The sequence below is a fragment of the Microbacterium sp. RG1 genome (assembly GCF_005347485.1).
GTDB classification, from domain to species: Bacteria; Actinomycetota; Actinomycetes; order Actinomycetales; family Microbacteriaceae; genus Microbacterium; species Microbacterium binotii_A.
Window position 1 is genome coordinate 1,488,428 of sequence record NZ_CP034121.1, and the last position, 20,877, is coordinate 1,509,304.

General features: G+C 70.4%; 12 protein-coding genes. 8 read left to right on the forward strand and 4 right to left on the reverse strand.

What is annotated here, in order from left to right:
* Positions 1 to 180 precede the first annotated feature (180 nt).
* The 5 genes from EHF32_RS07205 (at position 181) to EHF32_RS16145 (ending at position 8,445) form a co-directional block, all read left to right on the forward strand.
* Positions 181 to 2,202: a beta-galactosidase gene (locus tag EHF32_RS07205; protein WP_137417546.1), complete on the forward strand. Its 2,022-nt coding sequence runs from the start codon at positions 181 to 183 to the stop codon at positions 2,200 to 2,202.
* A gap of 121 nt (positions 2,203 to 2,323) precedes the next feature.
* Positions 2,324 to 3,541 carry a sugar ABC transporter substrate-binding protein gene (locus tag EHF32_RS07210; RefSeq protein WP_137417547.1) on the forward strand — a complete coding sequence of 406 codons (1,218 nt, stop codon included), beginning with the start codon at positions 2,324 to 2,326 and terminating at the stop codon, positions 3,539 to 3,541.
* 61 nt (positions 3,542 to 3,602) lie between these two features.
* The gene (locus EHF32_RS07215) at positions 3,603 to 5,207 is read left to right on the forward strand and encodes an ABC transporter permease subunit (RefSeq protein ID WP_137417548.1); all 1,605 of its coding nucleotides are present in this window, start codon (positions 3,603 to 3,605) and stop codon (positions 5,205 to 5,207) included.
* A complete protein-coding gene (locus tag EHF32_RS07220) occupies positions 5,207 to 6,076 on the forward strand; it encodes a sugar ABC transporter permease (protein WP_137417549.1) in 870 nt (289 codons plus the stop codon). Before EHF32_RS07215 ends, EHF32_RS07220 begins: the two co-directional genes overlap by 1 nt.
* Positions 6,077 to 6,099: 23 nt before the next feature.
* Positions 6,100 to 8,445 carry a glycosyl hydrolase 53 family protein gene (locus EHF32_RS16145; RefSeq protein WP_137417550.1) on the forward strand — a complete coding sequence of 782 codons (2,346 nt, stop codon included), beginning with the start codon at positions 6,100 to 6,102 and terminating at the stop codon, positions 8,443 to 8,445.
* A 57-nt stretch (positions 8,446 to 8,502) separates the two neighbouring features.
* On the opposite strand, the gene rsmI is transcribed toward EHF32_RS16145, so the two are convergent.
* Entirely contained in the window at positions 8,503 to 9,321 is an 819-nt protein-coding gene (gene rsmI / locus EHF32_RS07230) for a 16S rRNA (cytidine(1402)-2'-O)-methyltransferase (protein WP_137417551.1), read from the reverse strand.
* A gap of 23 nt (positions 9,322 to 9,344) precedes the next feature.
* Between rsmI and EHF32_RS07235 the strand changes: the two genes are divergently transcribed.
* Positions 9,345 to 10,874, forward strand: a complete 1,530-nt coding sequence (locus tag EHF32_RS07235) for a dolichyl-phosphate-mannose--protein mannosyltransferase (protein WP_192900705.1) — start codon at positions 9,345 to 9,347, stop codon at positions 10,872 to 10,874.
* A gap of 1 nt (position 10,875) precedes the next feature.
* Here EHF32_RS07235 and EHF32_RS07240 read toward each other — a convergent pair whose 3' ends face one another.
* The 3 genes from EHF32_RS07240 to EHF32_RS07250 form a co-directional block, all read right to left on the reverse strand.
* Positions 10,876 to 11,130 carry a three-helix bundle dimerization domain-containing protein gene (locus EHF32_RS07240; protein ID WP_137417553.1) on the reverse strand — a complete coding sequence of 85 codons (255 nt, stop codon included), beginning with the start codon at positions 11,128 to 11,130 and terminating at the stop codon, positions 10,876 to 10,878.
* A gap of 93 nt (positions 11,131 to 11,223) precedes the next feature.
* Positions 11,224 to 11,742: a MarR family winged helix-turn-helix transcriptional regulator gene (locus EHF32_RS07245; protein ID WP_137417554.1), complete on the reverse strand. Its 519-nt coding sequence runs from the start codon at positions 11,740 to 11,742 to the stop codon at positions 11,224 to 11,226.
* A 21-nt stretch (positions 11,743 to 11,763) separates the two neighbouring features.
* The gene (locus EHF32_RS07250; RefSeq protein WP_137417555.1) at positions 11,764 to 13,611 is read right to left on the reverse strand and encodes a thioredoxin domain-containing protein; all 1,848 of its coding nucleotides are present in this window, start codon (positions 13,609 to 13,611) and stop codon (positions 11,764 to 11,766) included.
* Positions 13,612 to 13,724: 113 nt separating this feature from the next.
* On the opposite strand from EHF32_RS07250, the gene EHF32_RS07255 reads away from it, so the two are divergent.
* Positions 13,725 to 14,864: a serine/threonine-protein kinase gene (locus tag EHF32_RS07255; protein ID WP_238343823.1), complete on the forward strand. Its 1,140-nt coding sequence runs from the start codon at positions 13,725 to 13,727 to the stop codon at positions 14,862 to 14,864.
* A 1-nt stretch (position 14,865) separates the two neighbouring features.
* Entirely contained in the window at positions 14,866 to 20,877 is a 6,012-nt protein-coding gene (locus EHF32_RS07260) for an Ig-like domain-containing protein (RefSeq protein ID WP_137417557.1), read from the forward strand.

Sequence of the window (20,877 nt, forward strand, 5' to 3'; positions counted from 1 at the left end):
CGAGGACTCTATCGCCTGCTCTGCGCGTCGGTGATGCGACGTGCCGAGGAAACTGGGACCGGTCACAGTTTGATAACGAACGGGTCACGGGCTTGATCGCCCCGATCGTCGCTGCGCAGACTGTGACCGGTCCCAGTCGCACCTGACGGGGACCGACCACCCTCGACCCGACGGAGCGTCATGACCCAGAGCTCACCCTGGCCGCAGCTGGACGGAATCGCGTACGGCGGCGATTACAACCCGGAGCAATGGCCCGTCGAGATCTGGCACGAGGACGTCGCGCTCATGCGCGAGGCGGGGGTCAACCTCGTCAGCGTCGGCATCTTCTCGTGGGGTCTGATCGAGACCGCGGAGGGCGTCCTCGACTTCTCCTGGATGGACGAGCTCCTCGACCTCCTGCACGCGAACGGGATCCGCGTCGATCTGGGCACTCCCACCGCCTCCCCGCCGGCATGGTTCTTCGCGAACCACCCGGACGCGCGCGTCGTGACCCGCGAGGGCACCACGATGGGCTTCGGCTCGCGCGGGATGGCGTCGCACTCCGCCCCCGCCTACCGCGAGGCCTCGGTGCGCATCGCGACCGAGCTCGCCCGCCGGTACGCCGCACACCCCGCCGTGGTCATGTGGCACGTCCACAACGAGTACGGCGTGCCCGTCGGCGAGGACTACTCGGATCACGCGGTCGCCGCCTGGCGACTCTGGCTGCGTGAACGCTACGGCAGCCTCGACGCGCTGAACGCCGCGTGGGGAACCGCCTTCTGGGGTCAGCACTACGGCGAGTGGGAGCACGTGGGGGCGCCCGCCGCGGCGCCCTCCGTGGTGAACCCCGCGCAGCGGCTCGACTTCGCGCGCTTCACCGACCACCAGCTCCGCGCCTGCTTCATCGCCGAGCGCGACGCCATCCGCGAGTACGCCGACCAGCCGATCACGACGAACTTCATGGCGAACCAGAGCCAGACGACGGACCTGTGGGCGTGGGGGCGCGAGGTCGACATCGTCTCGGACGACCACTACCTCTGGGCGCCCGACCGCGAGGGCGAGATCGGCCTGGCGATCGCGGCGGATCTCAGCCGCTCCGTCGGCGGCGGCAAGCCGTGGATCCTCATGGAGCACTCGACGTCCGCCGTCAACTGGCAGCCGCAGAACGTCGCGAAGCGCCCGGGCGAGATGGCGCGCAACTCCCTCACCCACCTCGGACGCGGGGCGGACGCGATCCTCTTCTTCCAGTGGCGCGCCTCGCGCTCCGGCGCCGAGAAGTTCCACTCCGCGATGCTGCCGCACGCCGGCACCGACTCCCGCGTGTTCCGCGAGGTCACCGCCCTCGGCTCCGACCTCGCGGCCCTCGCCGAGGTACGCGGCTCCCGCGTGAGCGCCGATGTCGCCATCCTCTGGGACTTCGAGTCGTTCTGGGCGCAGGATCTCGAATGGCGTCCGTCGGATCTCCTCGACCACGACGAGCGGGTGCGCGCGTACTACACGCAGCTCTGGCGCGACGGCATCACGGTGGACTTCGCCCTGCCCGGCCAGGATCTCTCCTCGTACGCGCTCGTCCTCGCCCCCGCGCAGTACCTGCTCACGACGAAGGATGCAGCCAACCTCACCGCGTATGTCGCCGCCGGCGGCACGCTGCTCGTCTCCTACTTCTCCGCGGTCGTCGACGAGAACGACGCGGTCCACGAGGGCGGATACCTCGCGCCGCTGTCCGAGGCACTCGGCGTGCGAGTCGAGGAGTTCCTCCCCCTGCGCGAGGGCGACACCGCCGCGATCGATCTCGACGGCGACCGTCTGACGATCGACCAGTGGAGCGAAGACCTCCGCGTCGACGGCGCCGAGGTGCGCGCACGCTACGTCGGCGGACCCGCCGACGACGCCCCCGCCGTCACGCGGAACCCGCACGGCGCGGGCGTCGGCTGGTACGTCAGCACGAGGCCGGACGCGGCGGGGCTCGCCGCGATCCTCACGCAGGTGTACGCCGATGCCGGGCTCACCCCCGCCGTTCTCCCGGCAGGCCTGGAGACCGTGGCCCGTCACGGCGACGACGCCGACTACGTCGTGCTCGTCAACCACTCGGACAAAGCCCTCGCCGCCCCCGTCGCCGGCACGGACCTGCTCACCGGGAACGCCTCCGACCACGAGACGGTCGTCGCCGCCGGCGGCGTCGCCGTCGTTCGCACCCCTCCGACCCGCGGGGGTGGTCGCTGACCCGCGACTCCCCCGAACCTCGGCGTCCGTCAACGGACGGACGCTTCCCCATCCGGTCGTGACGATGCGACGTCGACGAAGGCGCGCATCCTCGACCACCGTTCTGAAAGGAACACGTCACATGCGCAAGATCATCGGAATCGGCGTCGCTGCCGCCGCATCCGCGCTGCTGCTGGCCGGCTGCTCCGGCGGCGGAGCCGCCGAGCAGACCGCGGACTCATCGGCGGAGCTCGTCATCTGGACCGACCAGGAGCGCGAGGCCGCCATCACGGCGGCAGCGAAGGCGTTCGAGGACGAGACCGGCGCGAAGGTCACCCTCGTGCAGAAGAACTTCGAGGACCTCCGCAACGACTTCATCTCGCAGGTGCCCACCGGCGAGGGCCCCGACATCACCGTCGGCTCCCACGACTGGCTCGGCGCGCTCGTCGCGGCGGGCGTCGTCGACACGATCGACCTCGGCGAGAAGGCGTCGGAGTTCGAGCCGGTCGCGATCGAGGCGATGACCTACGACGGTCAGCTCTACGCGCTGCCCTACTCGCTCGAGACGGTCGCGCTGGTACAGAACGTCGACCTCGTCGGCGCCGATGCCCCTGCCTCGTGGGACGAGATGATCCAGAAGGGCCTGGCCGCGGGCACCGAGCGTCCGTTCGTCATCAACACGGCCGGTGAGACCGGTGACGGCTACACGATGTACGGGTTCCAGACCTCGTTCGGCGCGCCTGTCTTCGTGCAGGACTCGAGCGGCTCGTACACGAACGAGGTCGGCATGGGCGGTGCGGCCGGCGAGGCGTTCGCCCAGTGGCTGCACGCCAACGGCTCCGCAGGCACCGGCTACCTGTCGACCACGATCGACTACGACATCAACAACGAGCTGTTCGCCTCCGGCAAGGCGCCGTACACGGTGCAGGGCCCCTGGGCGATCAGCTCCTTCCCCGACGTCAACGTCGCCGTGAACCCCATCCCCTCCGCGGGCGGCCAACCGGCAGCGCCCTTCGTGGGCGTGCAGGGCTTCTACCTGAGCTCGCAGAGCAAGAACGCGCTGCTCGCCCAGGAGTTCCTGGTCAACTACCTCGGAACCGAGGACGCGCAGCGCGCGCTCTATGAGGCCGACCCCCGCATCCCGGCGTGGAGCAGCCTCGCCGAGGAGGTCGCGAGCGACCCGATCATCGCGGGCTTCCTCGCCTCGTCGCAGAACGGCGTGCCGATGCCCTCGATCCCCGAGATGGGCTCCGTCTGGGACTTCTGGAACGCGGCCGAGTCGCAGATCATCAGCGGCGCCGACCCGTCCGGCACCTGGAACAAGATGATCACCGACCTTCAGGGCACCCTCGCGGGTTGACCGCGACGGGGCGGGCCCTGTGGCCCGCCCCGCTCGTGGCCGTCGACAGGAGACGACACACATGGCGCAGTCGCAGGTTCTCACCCCGCCCTCGAGGCCCCCGAGGGAGTCGCACGCCCGCTCGTGGCGCGGCATCGGGTGGGGGTTCATCGTCAAGCTCATCGTGATGGGCCTGATCAACGCCCTCGGGATCATGGCGATCCTCTCGGCCTTCTCGGCCCAGTCGTGGATCCTGCTCGGCGTCACGGCGGCGCTCGTGATCGCCGCCGACATCGTGTACTTCACCAAGCGCGCCCTGCCGCTGAAGTACCTCATGCCGGGACTCGTCTTCCTGCTCGTCTTCCAGGTGTTCGTCTTCGGCTACACGGCCTACATCGCCTTCACCAACTACGGCACCGGTCACGCAGGGTCGCAGGAGCAAGCCGTGGACGCCGCGCTCATCCAGGGCGAGCGGCGCATCGAGGGCTCGGAGACCTATCCGCTGTCGGTCGTCGAGCGCTTCGGCGAATACGGCCTGGCGATCAACGACGGCGGCGACGTCCGGGTCGGCAGCGCCGAGTCGCCGCTGACGGATGCCGGGACCGCCCCCGCGGGCCAGGCGCCCGCATCCGTGGACGGGTGGACGGTGATCCCCCGCACCCAGGTCATCACCGATCAGGAGCTTCAGAGCGCGATCGAGGCGCTGCGGGTCCCGTTCTCCGACGACCCCAACGACGGCTCGATCCGCACCCGCGACGGTTTCACCGGGGTGCTCTACACACCGACGATGGTGTGGGACGCGGATGCGGGCACCATCACCGACACCGTGAACGGCACGGTCTACACCGCCGACGACACGATCGGGAGCTTCATCGCCGACGACGGCACACGGCTCCCCGCGGGCTGGTACGTCAACGTGGGTTTCGACAACTTCCTGCGGGTGTTCACCGATCCCTCGCTCGCCGGCCCGCTGCTGTCGGTGACCGGCTGGACGTTCGCCTTCGCGGCCGGCTCGGTCGTCATCAGCTTCGGCCTCGGACTCGTCTTCGCCCTCGTCTTCAACGACCCGCGCGTGCGCGCCCGCAAGTACCTGCGCACGCTCATCATCCTCCCCTACGCCTTCCCCGCCTTCATGTCCGCGTTGCTGTTCCGCGGCATGTTCAACGCCGAGTTCGGCGTCATCAACGACCTGTTCTTCTTCGGAAGCCAGATCAACTGGCTGGGAGACCCCTGGCTGGCGAAAGCGGCCGTGCTGTGGGTGAACGTGTGGCTCAGCTTCCCGTACTGGTTCCTCGTGTGCACCGGCGCGCTCCAGGCGCTCCCCTCCGACACCCTCGAGGCCGCCTCGATCGACGGCGCCGGCCGGTGGCGCCAGTTCCGCTCGATCGTGCTGCCGCTGCTGCTCGTGTCGACTGCGCCGCTCGCGATCTCCTCCTTCGCGTTCAGCTTCAACAACTTCACCGTCATCTACATGTTCAACGCGGGCGGACCCGCGATACCCGGCGCGCCGTACACGCTCGGATCGACCGACATCCTGATCTCGGCGATCTACCGCGTCTCCGGTGTCGCCGGCGGCGCCGCCGACTACGGCCTGGCCAGCGCCCTCTCGATCATCGTCTTCATCGTCGTGGGCATCATCTCCGCCATCGCCTTCCGCCAGACCCGCAAGCTCGAGGAGTTCCAGTGATGTCCACGGCACGCACCCGCATCCGTCGCCGCCGCTGGTGGCTCGAGGTCGGCTGGAAGTACTTCTTCGCCGCGATCGTCGTCTTCTACGCCGTCTTCCCGCTGGTGTATGTGCTGTCTGCGGCGCTGAACCCGCGCGGGACGCTCTCCGGCTCCAACAACCTCTTCAGCGCCTTCGACCTGTCGAACTTCGCGGCTCTGGGCACGACCAGCTACTGGACCTGGGTCGGCAACACGCTGCTCGTGGGCGGCGTGTCGGCCGTGGGCGCCGTGATCATGGGGGCGTCGGCCGCCTATGCGTTCTCGCGGTTCCGTTTCCGCGGCCGGCGTGTGACTCTCACGTCGCTGCTGATCGTGCAGATGTTCCCGCAGGCCCTCGCGTTCGTCGCGATCTTCCTGATGCTCCTCGCGATCGGCGAGATCGTGCCGGCGCTCGGGCTGAACTCGAAGCTCGCACTGATCTGCGTCTACCTCGGAGGCGCGCTGGGAGCGAACACGTTCCTCATGTACGGCTTCTTCAACACGATCCCGATCGAGATCGACGAATCGGCGAAGATCGACGGCGCGACACACGCCCAGATCTTCTGGCGGCTCATCATCCCGCTCGTCACCCCGATCCTGGCGGTCGTCGCGCTCCTCGCCTTCATCACCGCTTTCGGCGACTACATCCTCGCGAAGATCGTGCTCACCAGCGAAGACAACTGGACGCTCGCCGTGGGCATGTACCAGTGGGTCTCGAACCAGCTGGCCTCCCGATGGGGCCTGTTCGCCGCCGGCGCCGTCATCGCCGCGATCCCCGTGCTCGCCCTGTTCCTCTCCCTGCAGCGCTTCATCGTGGGCGGACTCACCCAGGGCTCCGTCAAGGGCTGAGCCGCCCGAAAGAAAGGAAACCCATGCAGCGTCGCATCCGTCGTTCCCTCCTCCGACCCGCCGCCGCCGCGACCGCACTCGGCGTCGCCGTGGCGGGCGTCTTCGTCGCGACCCCCGCCGTCGCGGCGGACGAGCCGGTCGCGGCCGGCATCACGGTGCCCAGAGTCGACGACCTCTCACCCGACTTCATCAACGGCGTCGACGTGTCCTCCGTCATCGCCCTGGAGGACTCGGGCGTCGTCTTCCGCGACACCGCGGGTCAGCCCGCCGATCTGTTCGGCGTGCTCGCCGACGCCGGTGTCACCGACGTGCGCGTGCGCGTGTGGAACGACCCGTTCGACGCCGCCGGCAACGGCTACGGCGGCGGCACCGTCGACGTCGCGCGGGCCATCGAGATCGGTGAACGCGCGACGGATGCGGGACTGCGGGTGCTCGTGGACTTCCACTACTCCGACTTCTGGGCGGACCCCGCGAAGCAGAAGGCCCCGAAGGCGTGGGCGGCGTTGAGCGTCGCCGACAAGGCGGCGGCGACCCATGCATTCACCGCTGAGGCGCTCACGGCTTTCGAAGCGGCCGGAGTGGACGTGCGGATGGTGCAGATCGGCAATGAGACCACGAGCGGCGTCGCGGGCGTCAGCGGATGGGATGACATGGCGCAGATTTTCTCCGCGGGCTCCGCGGCCGTGCGCGAGGTCCTTCCGGACGCCCTCGTCGCACTGCACTTCACCAATCCTGAGAGACCCGGCAGCTACGCGAACATCGCGAAACAGCTCGACGACCGCGACGTCGACTACGACGTCTTCGCGTCGTCCTACTACCCGTTCTGGCACGGCACGCTGCAGAACCTGACGAGTGTGCTGACACAGGTCGCCGACACCTACGGCAAAGACGTGATCGTGGCGGAGACCAGCTGGGCGTACACGCTGGAGGACGGCGACGGGCACACGAATGTGATCGATCTTCCCGGCGAGGCGACGAACTACCCGGTGAGCGTGCAGGGGCAGGCGCTCGCGGTGCGCGACGTCATCCAGGCCGTCTCGGACGTCGGGGCGGCGGGCCTCGGTGTGTACTACTGGGAGCCCGCATGGCTGCCGGTGGGTCCGCCGGAGGCTGCGGCGCAGAACGCCGCTCTCTGGGAACGGGACGGCTCCGGCTGGGCGGCGAGCTACGCCGGCGAGTACGACCCGAACGATGCCGGGGTCCACTTCGGCGGCTCCGCCTGGGACAACCAGGCGTTGTTCGCCCACGACGGAACCCCGCTGGAGTCGCTGAAGGTGTTCTCGTACGCCCGCACCGGCGCCGTCGCCCAGCGCGGGGTCACCGACATCGCGTCCGTCGAGCTGACGGTGCCCGATGGCGCGGCGATCGCGTTGCCCAGCACCGTCGCGGTCTCGTACAACGACCTGACCACCGAGGAGCAGACGGTCACGTGGACGCCCGGCCCCGAGTGGGTCTCGGGCCCGGGCACCTATGTGTTCCACGGCACGACCTCGGCCGGCTTGTCGACCCGGGCGACCGTCACCGTGACCTCGGCGAACTTGCTCGCAAACCCCGGTTTCGAGGATGACGACACCTCGATGTGGCGCACATCGGGGACGGTCCTGACGGTGGGTGCGTGGGATGACCCACGGACCGGATCGCGCTCCGCGCACTTCTACTCGGCGGATCGGTTCTCCTTCGCCCTCGAGCAGTCCGTGGCGCCCGTTCCCGCCGGGACCTATCGCGCCACCGCCGCCCTCCAGGGCGGCGGCCAGCTCAGCGACACGGTGCGCCTCACGGTCTCGTCCGGGGCTCAGGAGGCATCGGTTCCGTTCGTCCTCGGCGGGTGGCGCAACTGGTCGACCCCCACGACGGACACCGTCACGGTCCCCGACGGCGCGACGATCACCGTGCGGGTCGCCGGAGACCTCGCCCCGGGGTCCTGGGGAACCATCGACGACCTGCAGCTGGAACGCGTGCTCGACGCGGCGGCAGATCTCACGCCGCTCACGGCGTTGATCGCCCGCGCCGAGGCGCTGGAGCGCTCCCTCTACACGCCCTCGACCCTCGCCGCGGTCGACGACGCCATGGAGATCGCGCGATTCCTCGGCGGCGCGCAGTCCCCCTCCCAGGAGCGCGTCGATGCGGCGACTGCGCTGCTCTCCGCGGCGCTCGACGCCTTGATGCTGCTCGAGACACCGGGGACGAACCCCTCACCCGGCGCCGCCGACCCGACGACCGCCGACCCGCAGAGCGATACGACCTCCGCTCCCGCCGCACTCGCCCGCACCGGCCGGGAGGCGCCGGTCGCGCTCTTCGTCGCGGCGACGCTCGTGTTCGCGGTCGGCCTCGCGCTGCTCACCCGGCATCGGCGCCTGCGGCGACGGTGAGCCGAGGCGCCGGCTCCCACCCGCGGTGCGGAGTCGGCGTCCGGCCGGGCGGGCGCGTCAGCCGCGAACGGCGAGCGCGGCCTGGTAGAGCTCGCGCGAGGAGTGACCCGTCGCCTCGGCGACCTCACCGGCCGCATCCTTGAGACGGACTCCGGTGCGGACGATCTCCAGCACCTGCGTGACGGCGTCGGGGAAGGCGACGCGGGCGCGCTCGGCCCCGCCTACGACGATGACGAGCTCGCCGCGCATGCCGTCTGCGGCCCAGGTCACGAGCTCGGACAGCGGGCCGCGCACGGTCTGCTCGTAGAGCTTGGTCAGCTCTCGCGAGACGGATGCGGGCCGGTCCGCACCGAACGCGTCCGCGAGATCCGCGAGGGTGTCCGCGAGGCGGGTGGGCGCTTCGAAGAACACCTGTGTGCGCTCCTCGGCCGCCAGCCGGGCGAACATCGCCCTGCGCTCCCCCTGTTTGCGCGGCACGAAGCCCTCGAAGGCGAACCGGTCGGTGGGAAGACCGGAGACCGCGAGGGCCGTCAGCACAGCGGAAGGCCCGGGCAGCGCGATCACCTCGACTCCTTGCGCCACGGCTTCCGCCACGAGCCCGTAGCCCGGGTCACTGACGGTGGGCATACCGGCGTCACTGAGCACGAGCACGTCCTCGGTCGCCGCGCGGCGCGCCAGCTCCGCGGCGCGCTGCTTCTCGTTGTGGTCGTGCAGCGCGATCAGCTGCGGGCGGTTCGCGACACCGAGCCCCGCAAGCAGCCGCTGCGTCGTGCGGGTGTCCTCCGCGGCGATCACGGTCGCCGCTTCCAGCGCCTCGACGAGCCGGCGGGTGGCGTCCCCGAGGTTTCCGATCGGAGTCGCCGCAAGGATGATCACGGCCCCAGCATAAGGTGGAGGGCGTGACCTCGAGCGCCCCGCCGATTGCGCCCCCGCCGCGCCGCTCGGCGTTCGACGCGTTCTCCGACCGCGTCCGCGGCTCCCGCGTCCTCGACCGGCGCGTACAGGTCTGGACACCCGTTCTGCTGACGCTGTTCGCCGGAATCCTGCGCTTCGCGAACCTCGGTACGCCGTCGTCGTTGGTCTTCGACGAGACGTACTACGTGAAGGACGCGTGGTCGCAGTGGCTGCTGGGCTACACGGCCAACTGGCCCGAGGGAGCCGACGCCCTGTTCGCCCAGGGCGACGTCCCCGCCCCGCTGATCACGGGGAGCTTCTCCGTGCATCCGCCGTTGGGCAAGTGGCTCATCGGGCTGGGGATGTGGCTGCTCGGCCCCGGTGATTCGGTGGGGTGGCGGGTGGCGGTGGCGACCGCGGGCACTCTCACCGTGCTCGTCGTGTATCTCATCGCCCGCACCCTGACCGGTTCGACGGCCGTCGCCGCCATCGCCGGCGGCCTGATGGCCATCGACGGTCTTGCCATCGTGCTCAGCCGGATCGCGCTCCTGGACGGCATCCTCGCGCTGTTCGTCGCACTCGGGTCCTGGTTCGTCCTTCTCGATCGCCGCACGCATCTGGAACGCCTGCGCCGGGCGCTCCCGGCGCCGGGCGAGGAGGTATCCGGGCCCGCATGGGGGCCGGTGTTCTGGAACCGGCCGTGGCTCATCGCCGCCGGAGCGGCCCTCGGCGCCGCGACGGCCGTGAAGTGGTCGGGGCTGTACGTGCTCGCGGCCCTCGGCCTGTACGTCGTGGTCACCGATGCCCTCGCCCGGCGCCGACTCGGCATCGTGCAGTGGCCGGTGGATGCGGTGCGCCAGGGCGCGGCGGCGTTCGTGCTGCTCGTGCCGGTCTCGGCGATCGTGTACCTGGCGTCGTGGACCGGTTGGCTGGCCAGCGCGGGCGGATACGGACGCGCCGCCACATCCGAGGGTCTCGGCGGTGCGCTGGCGAGTCTCTGGCGCTACCACGAGTCGATCTACGCGTTCCACGTGGGACTCACGACGCCCCACGGCTATCAGAGCCCCGCGTGGCAGTGGCCGCTGCTCGTGCGCCCGACGTCGATGTACTGGCACCAGAGCGACGACACCGTCCAAGCCGTCTCGAGCATCCCGAACCCGCTGATCTGGTGGGCGGGGATCGCTGCAGCGCTCTACCTGCTCTACCGGTTCGTCCGTACCCGCGACGCGCAGTCGGCTTTTGTACTCGTGGCCCTCGCTGCGACCTACGTGCCGTGGCTGCTGTACCCCGAGCGCACGATCTTCCAGTTTTACACGGTCGTGATGCTGCCGTTCCTCGTGATCGCCATCGCTCTCGCGGCCCGACGCATCGCGGGATCGGCGGACGCGGACCGGCGCATCGCCGGCCAGCGGGTGGTCACCGTGTTCCTCGTGGTCTGCATCGTGCTGTCCGCGTTCTGGTACCCGGTGTGGACGGCGATGCCGGTGCCCTACGAGTTCTGGCGGCTGCACAACTGGCTGCCGAGCTGGATCTAGCTCACACGCTCTGTTCGTCGGCGTGCATCTGCAGGATCTCCTCGGCACCGGATTCCACGTCGACGGGCACCGCGATCGGCCGCCCTCCCGTGAAGGCGTCGTACTCCCTCGCGACGATCGCTTCGATCTCCGCCAGGCGCAGCAGCGGATGACGGGCCTGGAGGCGCGCGACCACACCGGCGTACGACGTGAGCAGCCAACCGTCGACCATGTGGGTCGCGTCGTGCTCACCGACGGCGTCGGGCGAAAGGGTCATGCTGCCCATGGTGTCACCGCGACCTCGGTTCCGGGCCGTCAGGGCGGGTAGCTAGCCAGACGAGCAAGACTCGCGGCGAGCCATATGCGTCGCTCAGCCGACGGCGGTGTGGGCGTCGACCTGGTCCACCGCGGCCTGCAGACGCCCCAGGCACTCCATGACCACGCGCATCTCATCCGGAGACATCTCGATGACGGCATCCATCATCCGCTCGTGCATGTCGCCGAGAGTGCGGCGCACTTCCTCGTCGCTGTCGACCGTGGGAACGACCCAGATGCTGCGCCGGTCGGTCTCGTGTCGCTCGCGCCGGACGTGCCCGGACTTCTCGAGTCTGTCGACCATCGCCGTCATCGAGGCGGTGGACACGCCGAGGTAGCGGGCGAGCTCGCCCGGGGAGACCCGCTCGTCTCGCTGTCGGGCGCGCAGCAGATAACGCAGCACGAGGAGGTCGTTCTCCCCCATGGACATCGCCTCGCGCGTGCGGCGCCGCATCGCGACCTCCGCTGCGCGATACACCCGGAACGCCTGCAGCAGATCGACGGCGCGGCGCTTGCGCGACTCCTCGTCGTCGGCGTACCAGTAGCCGCTGTGCGGCGCCTCCAGCTCGGGCATGCTCTCGATGATAGGGCGAGTTCAGGCCTCCGGCTCGGAGAACCCGCTCGCGTCGTGGATAGGCAGGCGGCACACGAACTCCCGGCAGTCGTACGCCGTGGGCCTTCCGCCCGTCGCCGTGCGGTCGGTGAACAGCGAGAAGCCCGCCTCCGACCAGACCACCGCATCCGCCTCGCTCACCCGCACGACGACATCGGCGCCCGTCGCGTGGGCCGCACGGGCGAGCGGATCGTCGTCACTGTCGGCGACCACCACGATCTGGCGCCCGGCGCTCTCCAGCAGCGCCGCGACACGCAGCACCGCAGCGTGCGAGAACGGGTCCTCGACGGCGCGTGTCGCACGATGCGCGACGATCGTGCGGGCTCGCCGTCGATACCGCTCCCCCGCGCCCAGACGCCACAGGGTGAGAGAGGCTTCGGCAAGGGATGCCGCGCCGGACGGGCGGTCGGTGTCGGCGTCGTCGACCTCGGGCGCCCCCAGAGCCGCCAGCACCCGGTCGCGCCCGCCAGGCACGAGCGCCGTCTGCTCGGTCGGCCAGCACAGGTCGACGAGACGGCGCGCCTGGACGGCATAGGCCGCGCATCCCGTGGCCGTCGCGAGCACCGCGAGACCCTGGGCGAGAGCGCCGTAGTCCTCGAGCGTCGCCGGCGCGGCCGAGAGGATCTCATCGAGCGACGCCCGGCGCAGGGTCCCGTCGTCGGCGACGTTGGACTCCTCGACGGCGAGGGCGGCACGCACGGCTGCGTCCACGAGGTCGGCGCGCCCGAGGCGTGCCCCCGTCGCGGCGAGCGCCGCGACGGCCAGACCGTTCCATCCGCTGACGAGCTTGCCGTCGATGCGCGGCGGCTCCAGGGCGCTCCGCTCGTCGAGGGCGCGCTGATAGAAACCGCCCTCGCTGCGCTCGCCGTCGATCCAGGACTCGGAGTCCTGGGCGGCGGCGAATCCGCCGGAGGGGAGCTGCAGCGAGTCGACGAGGAAGCCCGCAGCCGCGGACGCGATGTCGGCGCGGCCCGCGGCGAGGGCGACCTGGATGAGACCGGCGTTGTCGGTGAGCATGCGCTCGTAGTGGGGCACGCTCCAGTCGCGTCGGGTGGCATACCGGAAGAACCCGCCGTCCGCGTCGCGCAGGGGCGAGCGGGCCATGCGGTCGAGCGTGCGCTCGGCCAGCGCTCGCGACGTCTCGTCGGGCTCGGTCTGCAAGAAGCGGAGTACCGGCCACACCGGGAACTTGGGGGTGGCCGCGTCCGCTCCCGCCGGAGCGAAGCCGCCGAAATCGGGGTCTTCACGCGCCGCGATGCGCGCGGCGAGCTGCGCGCGGACCTCGAGGGTGGGCCATGCCGGGGCGAGCGCCTCATCGCCCCTCTCGCGCGCCGCCTCCTCGAGCGCGCGTTGGAGCGCACCGGAGGTCTCGGTCACCGCCTCCCGGCGTTCACGCCACGCCTGATCGACGGCGTCGATGACATCGGCGAACCCGGGGAGCCGGCCCCGCGCCGTCGGCGGCCAGTACGTCCCGGCGAAGAAGGGCTTGCCCTCCGGGGTCGTGAAGACCGTCAACGGCCAGCCGAGGTGCGGGGTGAAGGCCGCGGCGGCGGCGAGGAACACCGCGTCGACCTCGGGATGCTCCTCGCGGTCCACCTTGACCGAGACCATGGTCCGGTTCAGGTGCGCCGCGATGTGGGGGTCGGAGAAGGACTCCGCGGCCATGACGTGGCACCAGTGGCACGTGGCGTAGCCGATCGAGACCATGACCGGCACGTCGCGCCGTCGCGCCTCGGCGAAGGCGGCCTCACCCCATGCGTGCCACGCCACCGGCTGCTCCGCGTGCTGACGGAGGTAGGGGCTCGCCGCTCGGGACAGTTCGGAGGACATGTGTCAAGCGTAGGTTTCCGAATCGGATGCTCTCGCGACGCTGTGATAGGAAGGTTCGGCAGAGTCCCGCGCGTACGTCGGGTGTGCACGTCGTACGCGGAAGGGGGACGCCGGTGGCGCAGAGACTGCCCGCGGCACCGCCCGTTCTTCCCGGCTTCACCTACGTCCGTCCTCTCGGCACGGGCGGTTTCGCCGACGTCTTCCTGTTCGAGCAGGACATGCCGCGCCGCCCGGTCGCCGTCAAGGTCCTCCTCGAGGACATCGTCGACGACGGGCTGCTGCGTATGTTCAACGCGGAGGCCGACGTGATGGCACGCTTGAGCGCGCATCCGTCCATCCTCACGATCTACCAGGCGAGCATCTCCTCCGACGGGCGGCCCTACCTGGTGATGGAGTACTGCCCCGGATCCCTCGGCTCGCGCTATCGGCGCGAGGAGATCCCGCTGGCGGAGGTGCTCCAGGCGGGCATCCGGATCGGCTCCGCGCTGGAGACGGCGCACCGCTCGGGTCTGCTCCACCGCGACATCAAACCCTCCAACCTGTTGGTGACCGCCTTCGGTGCTCCCGTCCTCGCCGACTTCGGCATCGCCACCGCCGTGGGCGGGCGCGGCGATGACGAGGTGTTCGCCATGTCCGTGCCGTGGAGCGCGCCCGAGATCATCGACGAGCGCATCGCCGGCTCCGTCCCCGCCGAGGTCTGGGCACTGGGGGCCACCGTTTACTCGCTGCTGGCGGGCCGCAGCCCCTTCGAGCGCCCCGGCAGCGGCCAGAACGGCCGCGATCAGCTGAAGGCCCGCATCCGTCGCGCCGCCTACACCCCCATCGGCCGGGCCGACGTCCCCGCGAGCCTCGAGGCTGTGCTGTCGCGCTCGATGAACCGCGACCCCGCCGGCCGCCATCCCTCGGCCGCCCAGTTCGCGTACGAGCTGCAGCTCATCCAGCACGAGCTCGGCCTGCCGCACACGCCGATGGAGGTCGCCGTGGACGAGTGGGCCTCCGCCGGCACCCCGGTGAACTTCGCCGATGATCGGGCTCGCGGCCCGGTGCGCCCGAACGTCCAGTACGAGTCGCGCCGGCCGGTGCGCTCACGCGACCGCGGCGGTCGCCGTCCGGACGAGGGCACGGTCCTCGCCGGCGCATCGCCGCGCGGGCGAGGGTTGTCCGGCGGGATGATCGCTCTGCTCGTGGGTGGCGCCGCCCTCGTCGCGGCGGCAGCCGTCCTGGTGACCGTCCTCGTCCTCGGAGGAGCCTGAGATGGCCGAGGCCCCCCGCACCCCGCTCGCCGATCGCCGCGGCTGGATCATCGGCGGCTCCGTCGCGGCCGTGCTCGCCATCGTGACGACGCTCGCCGTGGTGTGGCCCGGTTTCGACGCCCAGCAGACGCCGCCCGACGACGGCACGATCTGGGCGATGCAGTCCGGCGAAGGTCGGCGATACGCCCGCGTGAACACGACCGTCGGCGAGATCGACACCGTCAAGCAGGTGGAGAACCCCAGCGCGCTCGTGCAGAACGCTGACCGCCTGCTGGTCTATGCCGAGGGCGACACCCGCTTCGCGGACGTGGACATGGCCATGCCGGCCGATCTCAACGCCGACGCGGAGGACGCGTTCCAGAACACTCCTCCGGGCACGGTCGACGTCGTCTCCACGGGCGACACGATCGCCTATCGCACCGACAACGGGGCTGTCTTCGCCGGCTCGCTCGCCTCTCCGAGCAGCACCGTACCCGTCGACCCGTACGCCGGGACGCAGGTCGCAGAGGGCGAGGAACGACCCGTCTTCGTCGCCGACAGCGTCGCGGTCGGGGTGGACGGCATCGTCTACGCCTACTCCTCCGCCGAGGAGCGCGTGGTGCGCGCCGACGCCCGTACCGGCAAGATCGAGGGCTCGGACACGGTGTCCGACGCCCCGGCATCCGCGACGCTGAGCGCCGTGGGTACGACCTGGGCGCTCCTCGAGCCCGACTCGGGTCTGCTCTGGATGCGCGGGCGGGATCAGCCCCTCGAGACCGGGACGATCGGCGGAGTCCTGCAGAAGTCGGGCACGGCGCGCGACCAGGTCTACATCGCCGACACGACCGGGCTCGTCTCCGTTCCCATCGACGGCTCGGGTCCCGAGCGCGTCGTCGACGCCGCGCAGGGCACCCCCGCAGCCCCGGCCGAGGCGAAGGGCGTGATGTACGCGGCCTGGCTGCCCAACAGCCAGGCGCAGGGAACGCTGTGGTCATCGGATGCGGGACCGAGCGATCTGGACTACGCCGGAGGCTCGCTCGGCGACGAGGTCGCGCCGGAGTTCCTCAGCAACGGCTCGCGCATGATCTTGAACGAGACCCGCTCCGGCTGGGTCTGGACGCTTCCGAACGGCGCCCTCGTGCCGTCCTCGCAGCAGTGGGATTCCGATCAGGACGTTCCGACGCAGCAGCAGGAGGACATCCAGGCCGAGCGTGTGATCGATCCGAAGCCGCCCGTCGCCGTCGACGACGCGTTCGGGGTGCGCGCCGGGCGCAGCGCCGTGCTGCCCGTTCTGCTCAACGACCACGATCCGAACGAGGACGTGCTGAGCATCGTGGCCGCATCCGTCGAGGGACTCGATCCCGCGTTCGGAACGGTCTCCGTTTCCAACGAGCAGCAGGAGCTCGTCGTGCGCCTGTCCCCGGAGGCGAGCGGATCGGCGACGTTCCGGTACCGCATCACCGACGGCACGACCACAGACGGGCTCACGTCGCAACCGGCGACCGTGACACTGACCGTGTCTCCGCCCGGGGCGAACAGCGCGCCGGTGTGGTGCGGTGTGGAAGCCTGTCTCGCGACCTGGCCGTCGCCGCAGGTCGTGCCCGGCGGCACCGTCTCGGTGAACGTGCTCGAGGGCTGGGTCGACCCTGACGGCGATCCGCTCTACATCTCTTCGGCGGTGAACCAGAGCGGCATCGGCTCGGTCGCCCTCGACCCGCAGGGAACCATCACCTTCCAGCACCCGAACCCGAACCAGGCCGACGCCCAGTCGGTGACGATCCTCGTCACGGTCACCGACGCGCAGGGGCTGTCGACGGAGAAGCCTCTCGAGATCGCGATCACCCCGAGCCCCCAGCTGACGGCCGCCTCGTTCGCCGCCGTGGGCACGATCGGCGCTCCCACCACGATCGATGTGCGACCGCACGTGACCGGGGTGAACGGTGCCATCACGATGCGCAGCGCCAACTCGATCACGGACGCCGCGGCTCAGATCACCGTCAACAGTGTCGCCGGCACCTTCGTCTTCTCCGCCACCGCCCCCGGCTCCTATCTGGTGCAGTACACCGTCGCCGACGCGCTCGCCGAGGCGACCGGGACCGTCAGGGTGACCGTCGTCGATCCCGCCGCCACGCAGATCTCCACGCCGCCGCTCACGGCCTTCGTGCGCCCCGGCGAGGACTCGACCATCGACGTGATCTCGCCGGTCTCGAATCCTGCAGGTCTCGTGCTTCTGGCCAGCGACGTCGTCGTCACCCCCGACGCCAGCGCGTCGCTGAGCGTGGACCTCGTCGGCCAGAGCATGCTGCGTGTCGCGGGCTCCACCGATAACGCGCAGCCGGGAACGCTCGGCGTGGTCACGTACACGGTGTCGGACGGTACGGGCAACGGCTACACGACCACGACCGGTGAGACCACGGTCGTGCTGCTGCCCGCGCCGACGGCTGAGCCCCCGATCGCCGTCGACGACGCGGCCACCGTGCGCGCCGGCGCGCAGATCGACATTCCGGTCCTCGACAACGACACGGCCCCGGCCGGCGCGCAGTTCGCCATCGACCCCTCGACCATCACGAACGAGTCGAACACCGGCCTCGCCTTCGCCACGGGCCGCCTGCTGCGCTATCTCGCGCCCAGCGAGCCCGGCACCTACACGCTCGGCTACACGATCTACCGCATGGGCTTCCCGGACATGACCGACACCGCCAAGGTGACCGTCACCGTCCTGCCCGAGGACTCGAACTCCGCCCCGGTGCCCCACACACTCGTCGGGCGCGTGCTGAGCGGCGCCACCGTGTCGATCCCGTTCGACCGCTTCGCCGTCGATCCCGACGGGGATGCCGTGACACTGGACCGCATCTCGGCGCAGCCCGACCGCGGCTCGGCGACGATCTCCGCCGAGGGCGACGCCATCCTCTACACGAGCTCGCCCGGCGACAAGGGCCAGGTCTCCTTCACGTACCAGGTGCGAGACACCCTCGGCGCCGTCGGCGTCGGCGAGGTGCGCGTCGGCGTGCTGGACGCGGAGTCGAGCCCCGCACCGGTGACCTACAGCGACTACGTGCAGGTGCAGGCGGGCGCGGACTCCGAGGCCGTCGTGCGTCCCGCGGACAACGACCTCGACCCTTCGGGCACGACGCTCGAGGTCATCGATGTGCGACCCAACGCGGATGTGGGCTCCGAGGAGTACCGCGCGATGGACGCCATGATGCAGGGCGTCCAGGACAACCAGGTGCGCCTGAAGGCCGGCACGCAGCTCGGCACCTACTCGTTCGCGTACACGGTGCGAAACGCGCAGGGCGATACCGCCATCGGCCTCATCGTGCTGAAGGTCGTGCGCGACCCCGTGCCCGACTACCCCGCCGTGCGCGACACCACGCTGACCGTCGAGACGCGCGAGGACTTCCCCGACGGCGTCGACGTGCTCACGGGCAAGGTCTCCTGGAACGCCGGCGACGTCTCCTCGCTGAAGCTCTCGCTCTGGGGCGACCCCGACGGGATCTCGGTCGACGGCCGCAAGATCTCGGGCCGCCTGCCCGACAAGACCGAGCTCATCCCGTTCCAGGTGACCGGCACCGCCTTCGACGGCAGCGAAGTGACCTCCTACGGCTTCCTCAAGGTGCCGGGGACGAACGATCTGCAGCTGACCCTGCGCGCGTCGGCCGCCTCTGTGCAGGTCGATGAGCGCGGCACAGTGGATGTGGACCTCGCGCGCGCCGTGGCGCTGCCCCCGGGCGCCGACATCGAGATCGACGCGTCCCGCGTCGCCGCGGGCGGTGGCCGAGCACAGGCCACCTGCGCGCTCACCTCCGGGACGACCGTCCGCTACTCCGCGGGGGCCGGGGCGCCGTGGACCGACAGCTGCACGGTGCCGGTGCGCTTGGTCGGTCAGGACACCTACACGTACCTGACGATCCGCGTCGACGTCATCGCCGAAGACCCGCAGCCCGAGCTGCGCGCGGCGTCGCTCACGGTCAGCCCGGGTTCCTCCGCGACGTTCGAGCTGCGCGACATGACCTCGTGGGCGGGCACGGAGGACTGGGGCGCGCTGCAGTACGCCACCTCGTACGCGGGCGATCAGTTCACGGTGCAGACCTCTGGATCGCAGGTGACCGTGACCGCGCGGGATGCGGCACGCCCGGGTCGGCAGGAGCCGGTCACCGTCACCCTGCCGAGCCACCGCGACGTGCGCCCCGCTACCCTGGCGCTCCAGGTGGGTCCTGCCCCCTCGACGCTGCCGAAGGGCGCGACGCTCACCCAGTCGTGCTCGCAGTCCTCCGGCAACGGCTGCACGATCAACGTCATCGGTCAGGGCGGCGAGATCAACCCACTCCCCGGCACGCCCCTCAAGCTCGTCGCCGTCGGCGGCGCCTCCGGCGGAAGCTGCGCCGGCGTCTCCTTCGGCGTCGCCAGCTCCACCGCGATCCAGGCGAACTGGTCGCCGGATGCCGACGGCACGCGCTGCACGGTCGGCTTCACCGTCGAGGACGCCCAGGGGCGCCAGTCGGCGGGCGACCGCAACGGTCAGGTCACACTGGATCTCCAGGGGTATCCGAAGGCTCCCAACAACGTCACCCAGATCGGCTTCGGCGACCGCACGATCACCCTGCGGGTCGAGCCGGGGGCCGCGGGCAACGCCTACCCCGCGCTGCAGGGCTTCCACATCCTGCAGGGCGGCCAGCAGGTCACCACGTGCTCCGCCGCCGGAGTGTGCGAGCCCTTCCAGGTCGCCAGCAACGGCGATCGCCGCACCTACGAGGCCCGCGCGTTCAACTCCGTCGGCGAGTCCCGGACCGGGGTCACCGTCCAGGCGTGGGCCTACCGTCAGCCGGCGGTCGGCAACGTCACCGCCGATCCGATCTACGACCGACAGCGCACGACGGGCGACGCGGGCGCGGTGAAGATCCGCATCCAGAACGTCGATCCCGAGGTGCGCACGTACTCCGTCACGGGAGCGAACGGGGATGTGCCGCGCTCGGGCGGCGACACGACCGAACTGACCGTCACGCTGCCGGTCGGGCAGGCGACCATCACCGTCACGGCCAACAGTGCGAACTCGGCCCCGGACGGCAGCGGATCTGTGGGTCAGACCAAGAACGTGGGCGTGCAGGTGGCGGGTCTGCCCCGCACGGACGGCGTCGGGATCGCGGCGGAGCAGAAGAACGCGCTCGTCGTGACCGGGCCCAACGTCGACATGAACGGGAGCAACCGCGGCCGCGAGATCATCTACGTCGCCTATCGTGCGGGCTTCGGCGACTTCTCCTGCGACGTGGACAACAACGGCCAGAACCTGCAGGCCAGGGTCAATGGCCAGACGTCCACCTCGACCACGATCAGCGGCCTGCAACAGAACCAGCAGTACACGGTCGGAGCCTGCGTCAGCAACGGGTTCGGAGCCGCGAAGAGCGCCACCGCCACGGGCTGGGCCTGGGAGCAGCCGAGCTCCGGTCCGGAATCAGTGACGTACTCGATCACCAAGGACAGCTCCTCGAGCGGAGTGCGCTACTTCATCCCGCAGAACGGCCTGTCGGTCTCGCCGCGTCCCAGCAACGACTATGACTCGTCGCCGGTCATCTCCGGCTTCCCGGCTGCTGCAGGGCAGGAAAGCGACATCACGGCGAAGTACTGCCTGCGCGGCTCCAACAACGAGCGCTGCACGCCGGCCACGGCCGCGAAACCGGCGGACGCGACGCGTGCGGTGCAGACCGAGGTCAGCGGGCCCGCCGTCACGTCCTGCAAGGTCGGGTCGCAGCTGGGCTTCGGTTTCAACCAGTCCCCCACCTCGCTGGGGTCGGCAACGATCGACAACATCAAGTACAGCAAGCGCGGTGCACTCGGGATCGGCTGGACGACGGTGGATTCCGACCCCGACAACCCCCGCCTCGTTCCCGCGGGCGCCGAGCGCGTCGAAGCGAGAATTAACTTCGTCTGGAACACGTCGGGCGGTGCGCAGTACGGCACCGACTCGTTCTCGGTGACCGCAGACTGCACCGATCCGAACCCCGCCCCCAATCCCACCAACACCGGCTCCGGAGGCTGA

Coding starts and splice junctions, on each gene's coding strand:
- EHF32_RS07205 (WP_137417546.1), top strand. CDS start 181: ATGACCCAGAGCTCACCCTGGCCGCAGCTGGACGGAATCGCGTACGGC.
- EHF32_RS07210 (WP_137417547.1), top strand. CDS start 2,324: ATGCGCAAGATCATCGGAATCGGCGTCGCTGCCGCCGCATCCGCGCTG.
- EHF32_RS07215 (WP_137417548.1), top strand. CDS start 3,603: ATGGCGCAGTCGCAGGTTCTCACCCCGCCCTCGAGGCCCCCGAGGGAG.
- EHF32_RS07220 (WP_137417549.1), top strand. CDS start 5,207: ATGTCCACGGCACGCACCCGCATCCGTCGCCGCCGCTGGTGGCTCGAG.
- EHF32_RS16145 (WP_137417550.1), top strand. CDS start 6,100: ATGCAGCGTCGCATCCGTCGTTCCCTCCTCCGACCCGCCGCCGCCGCG.
- EHF32_RS07240 (WP_137417553.1), bottom strand. CDS start 11,130: ATGACCCTTTCGCCCGACGCCGTCGGTGAGCACGACGCGACCCACATG.
- EHF32_RS07245 (WP_137417554.1), bottom strand. CDS start 11,742: ATGCCCGAGCTGGAGGCGCCGCACAGCGGCTACTGGTACGCCGACGAC.
- EHF32_RS07250 (WP_137417555.1), bottom strand. CDS start 13,611: ATGTCCTCCGAACTGTCCCGAGCGGCGAGCCCCTACCTCCGTCAGCAC.
- EHF32_RS07260 (WP_137417557.1), top strand. CDS start 14,866: ATGGCCGAGGCCCCCCGCACCCCGCTCGCCGATCGCCGCGGCTGGATC.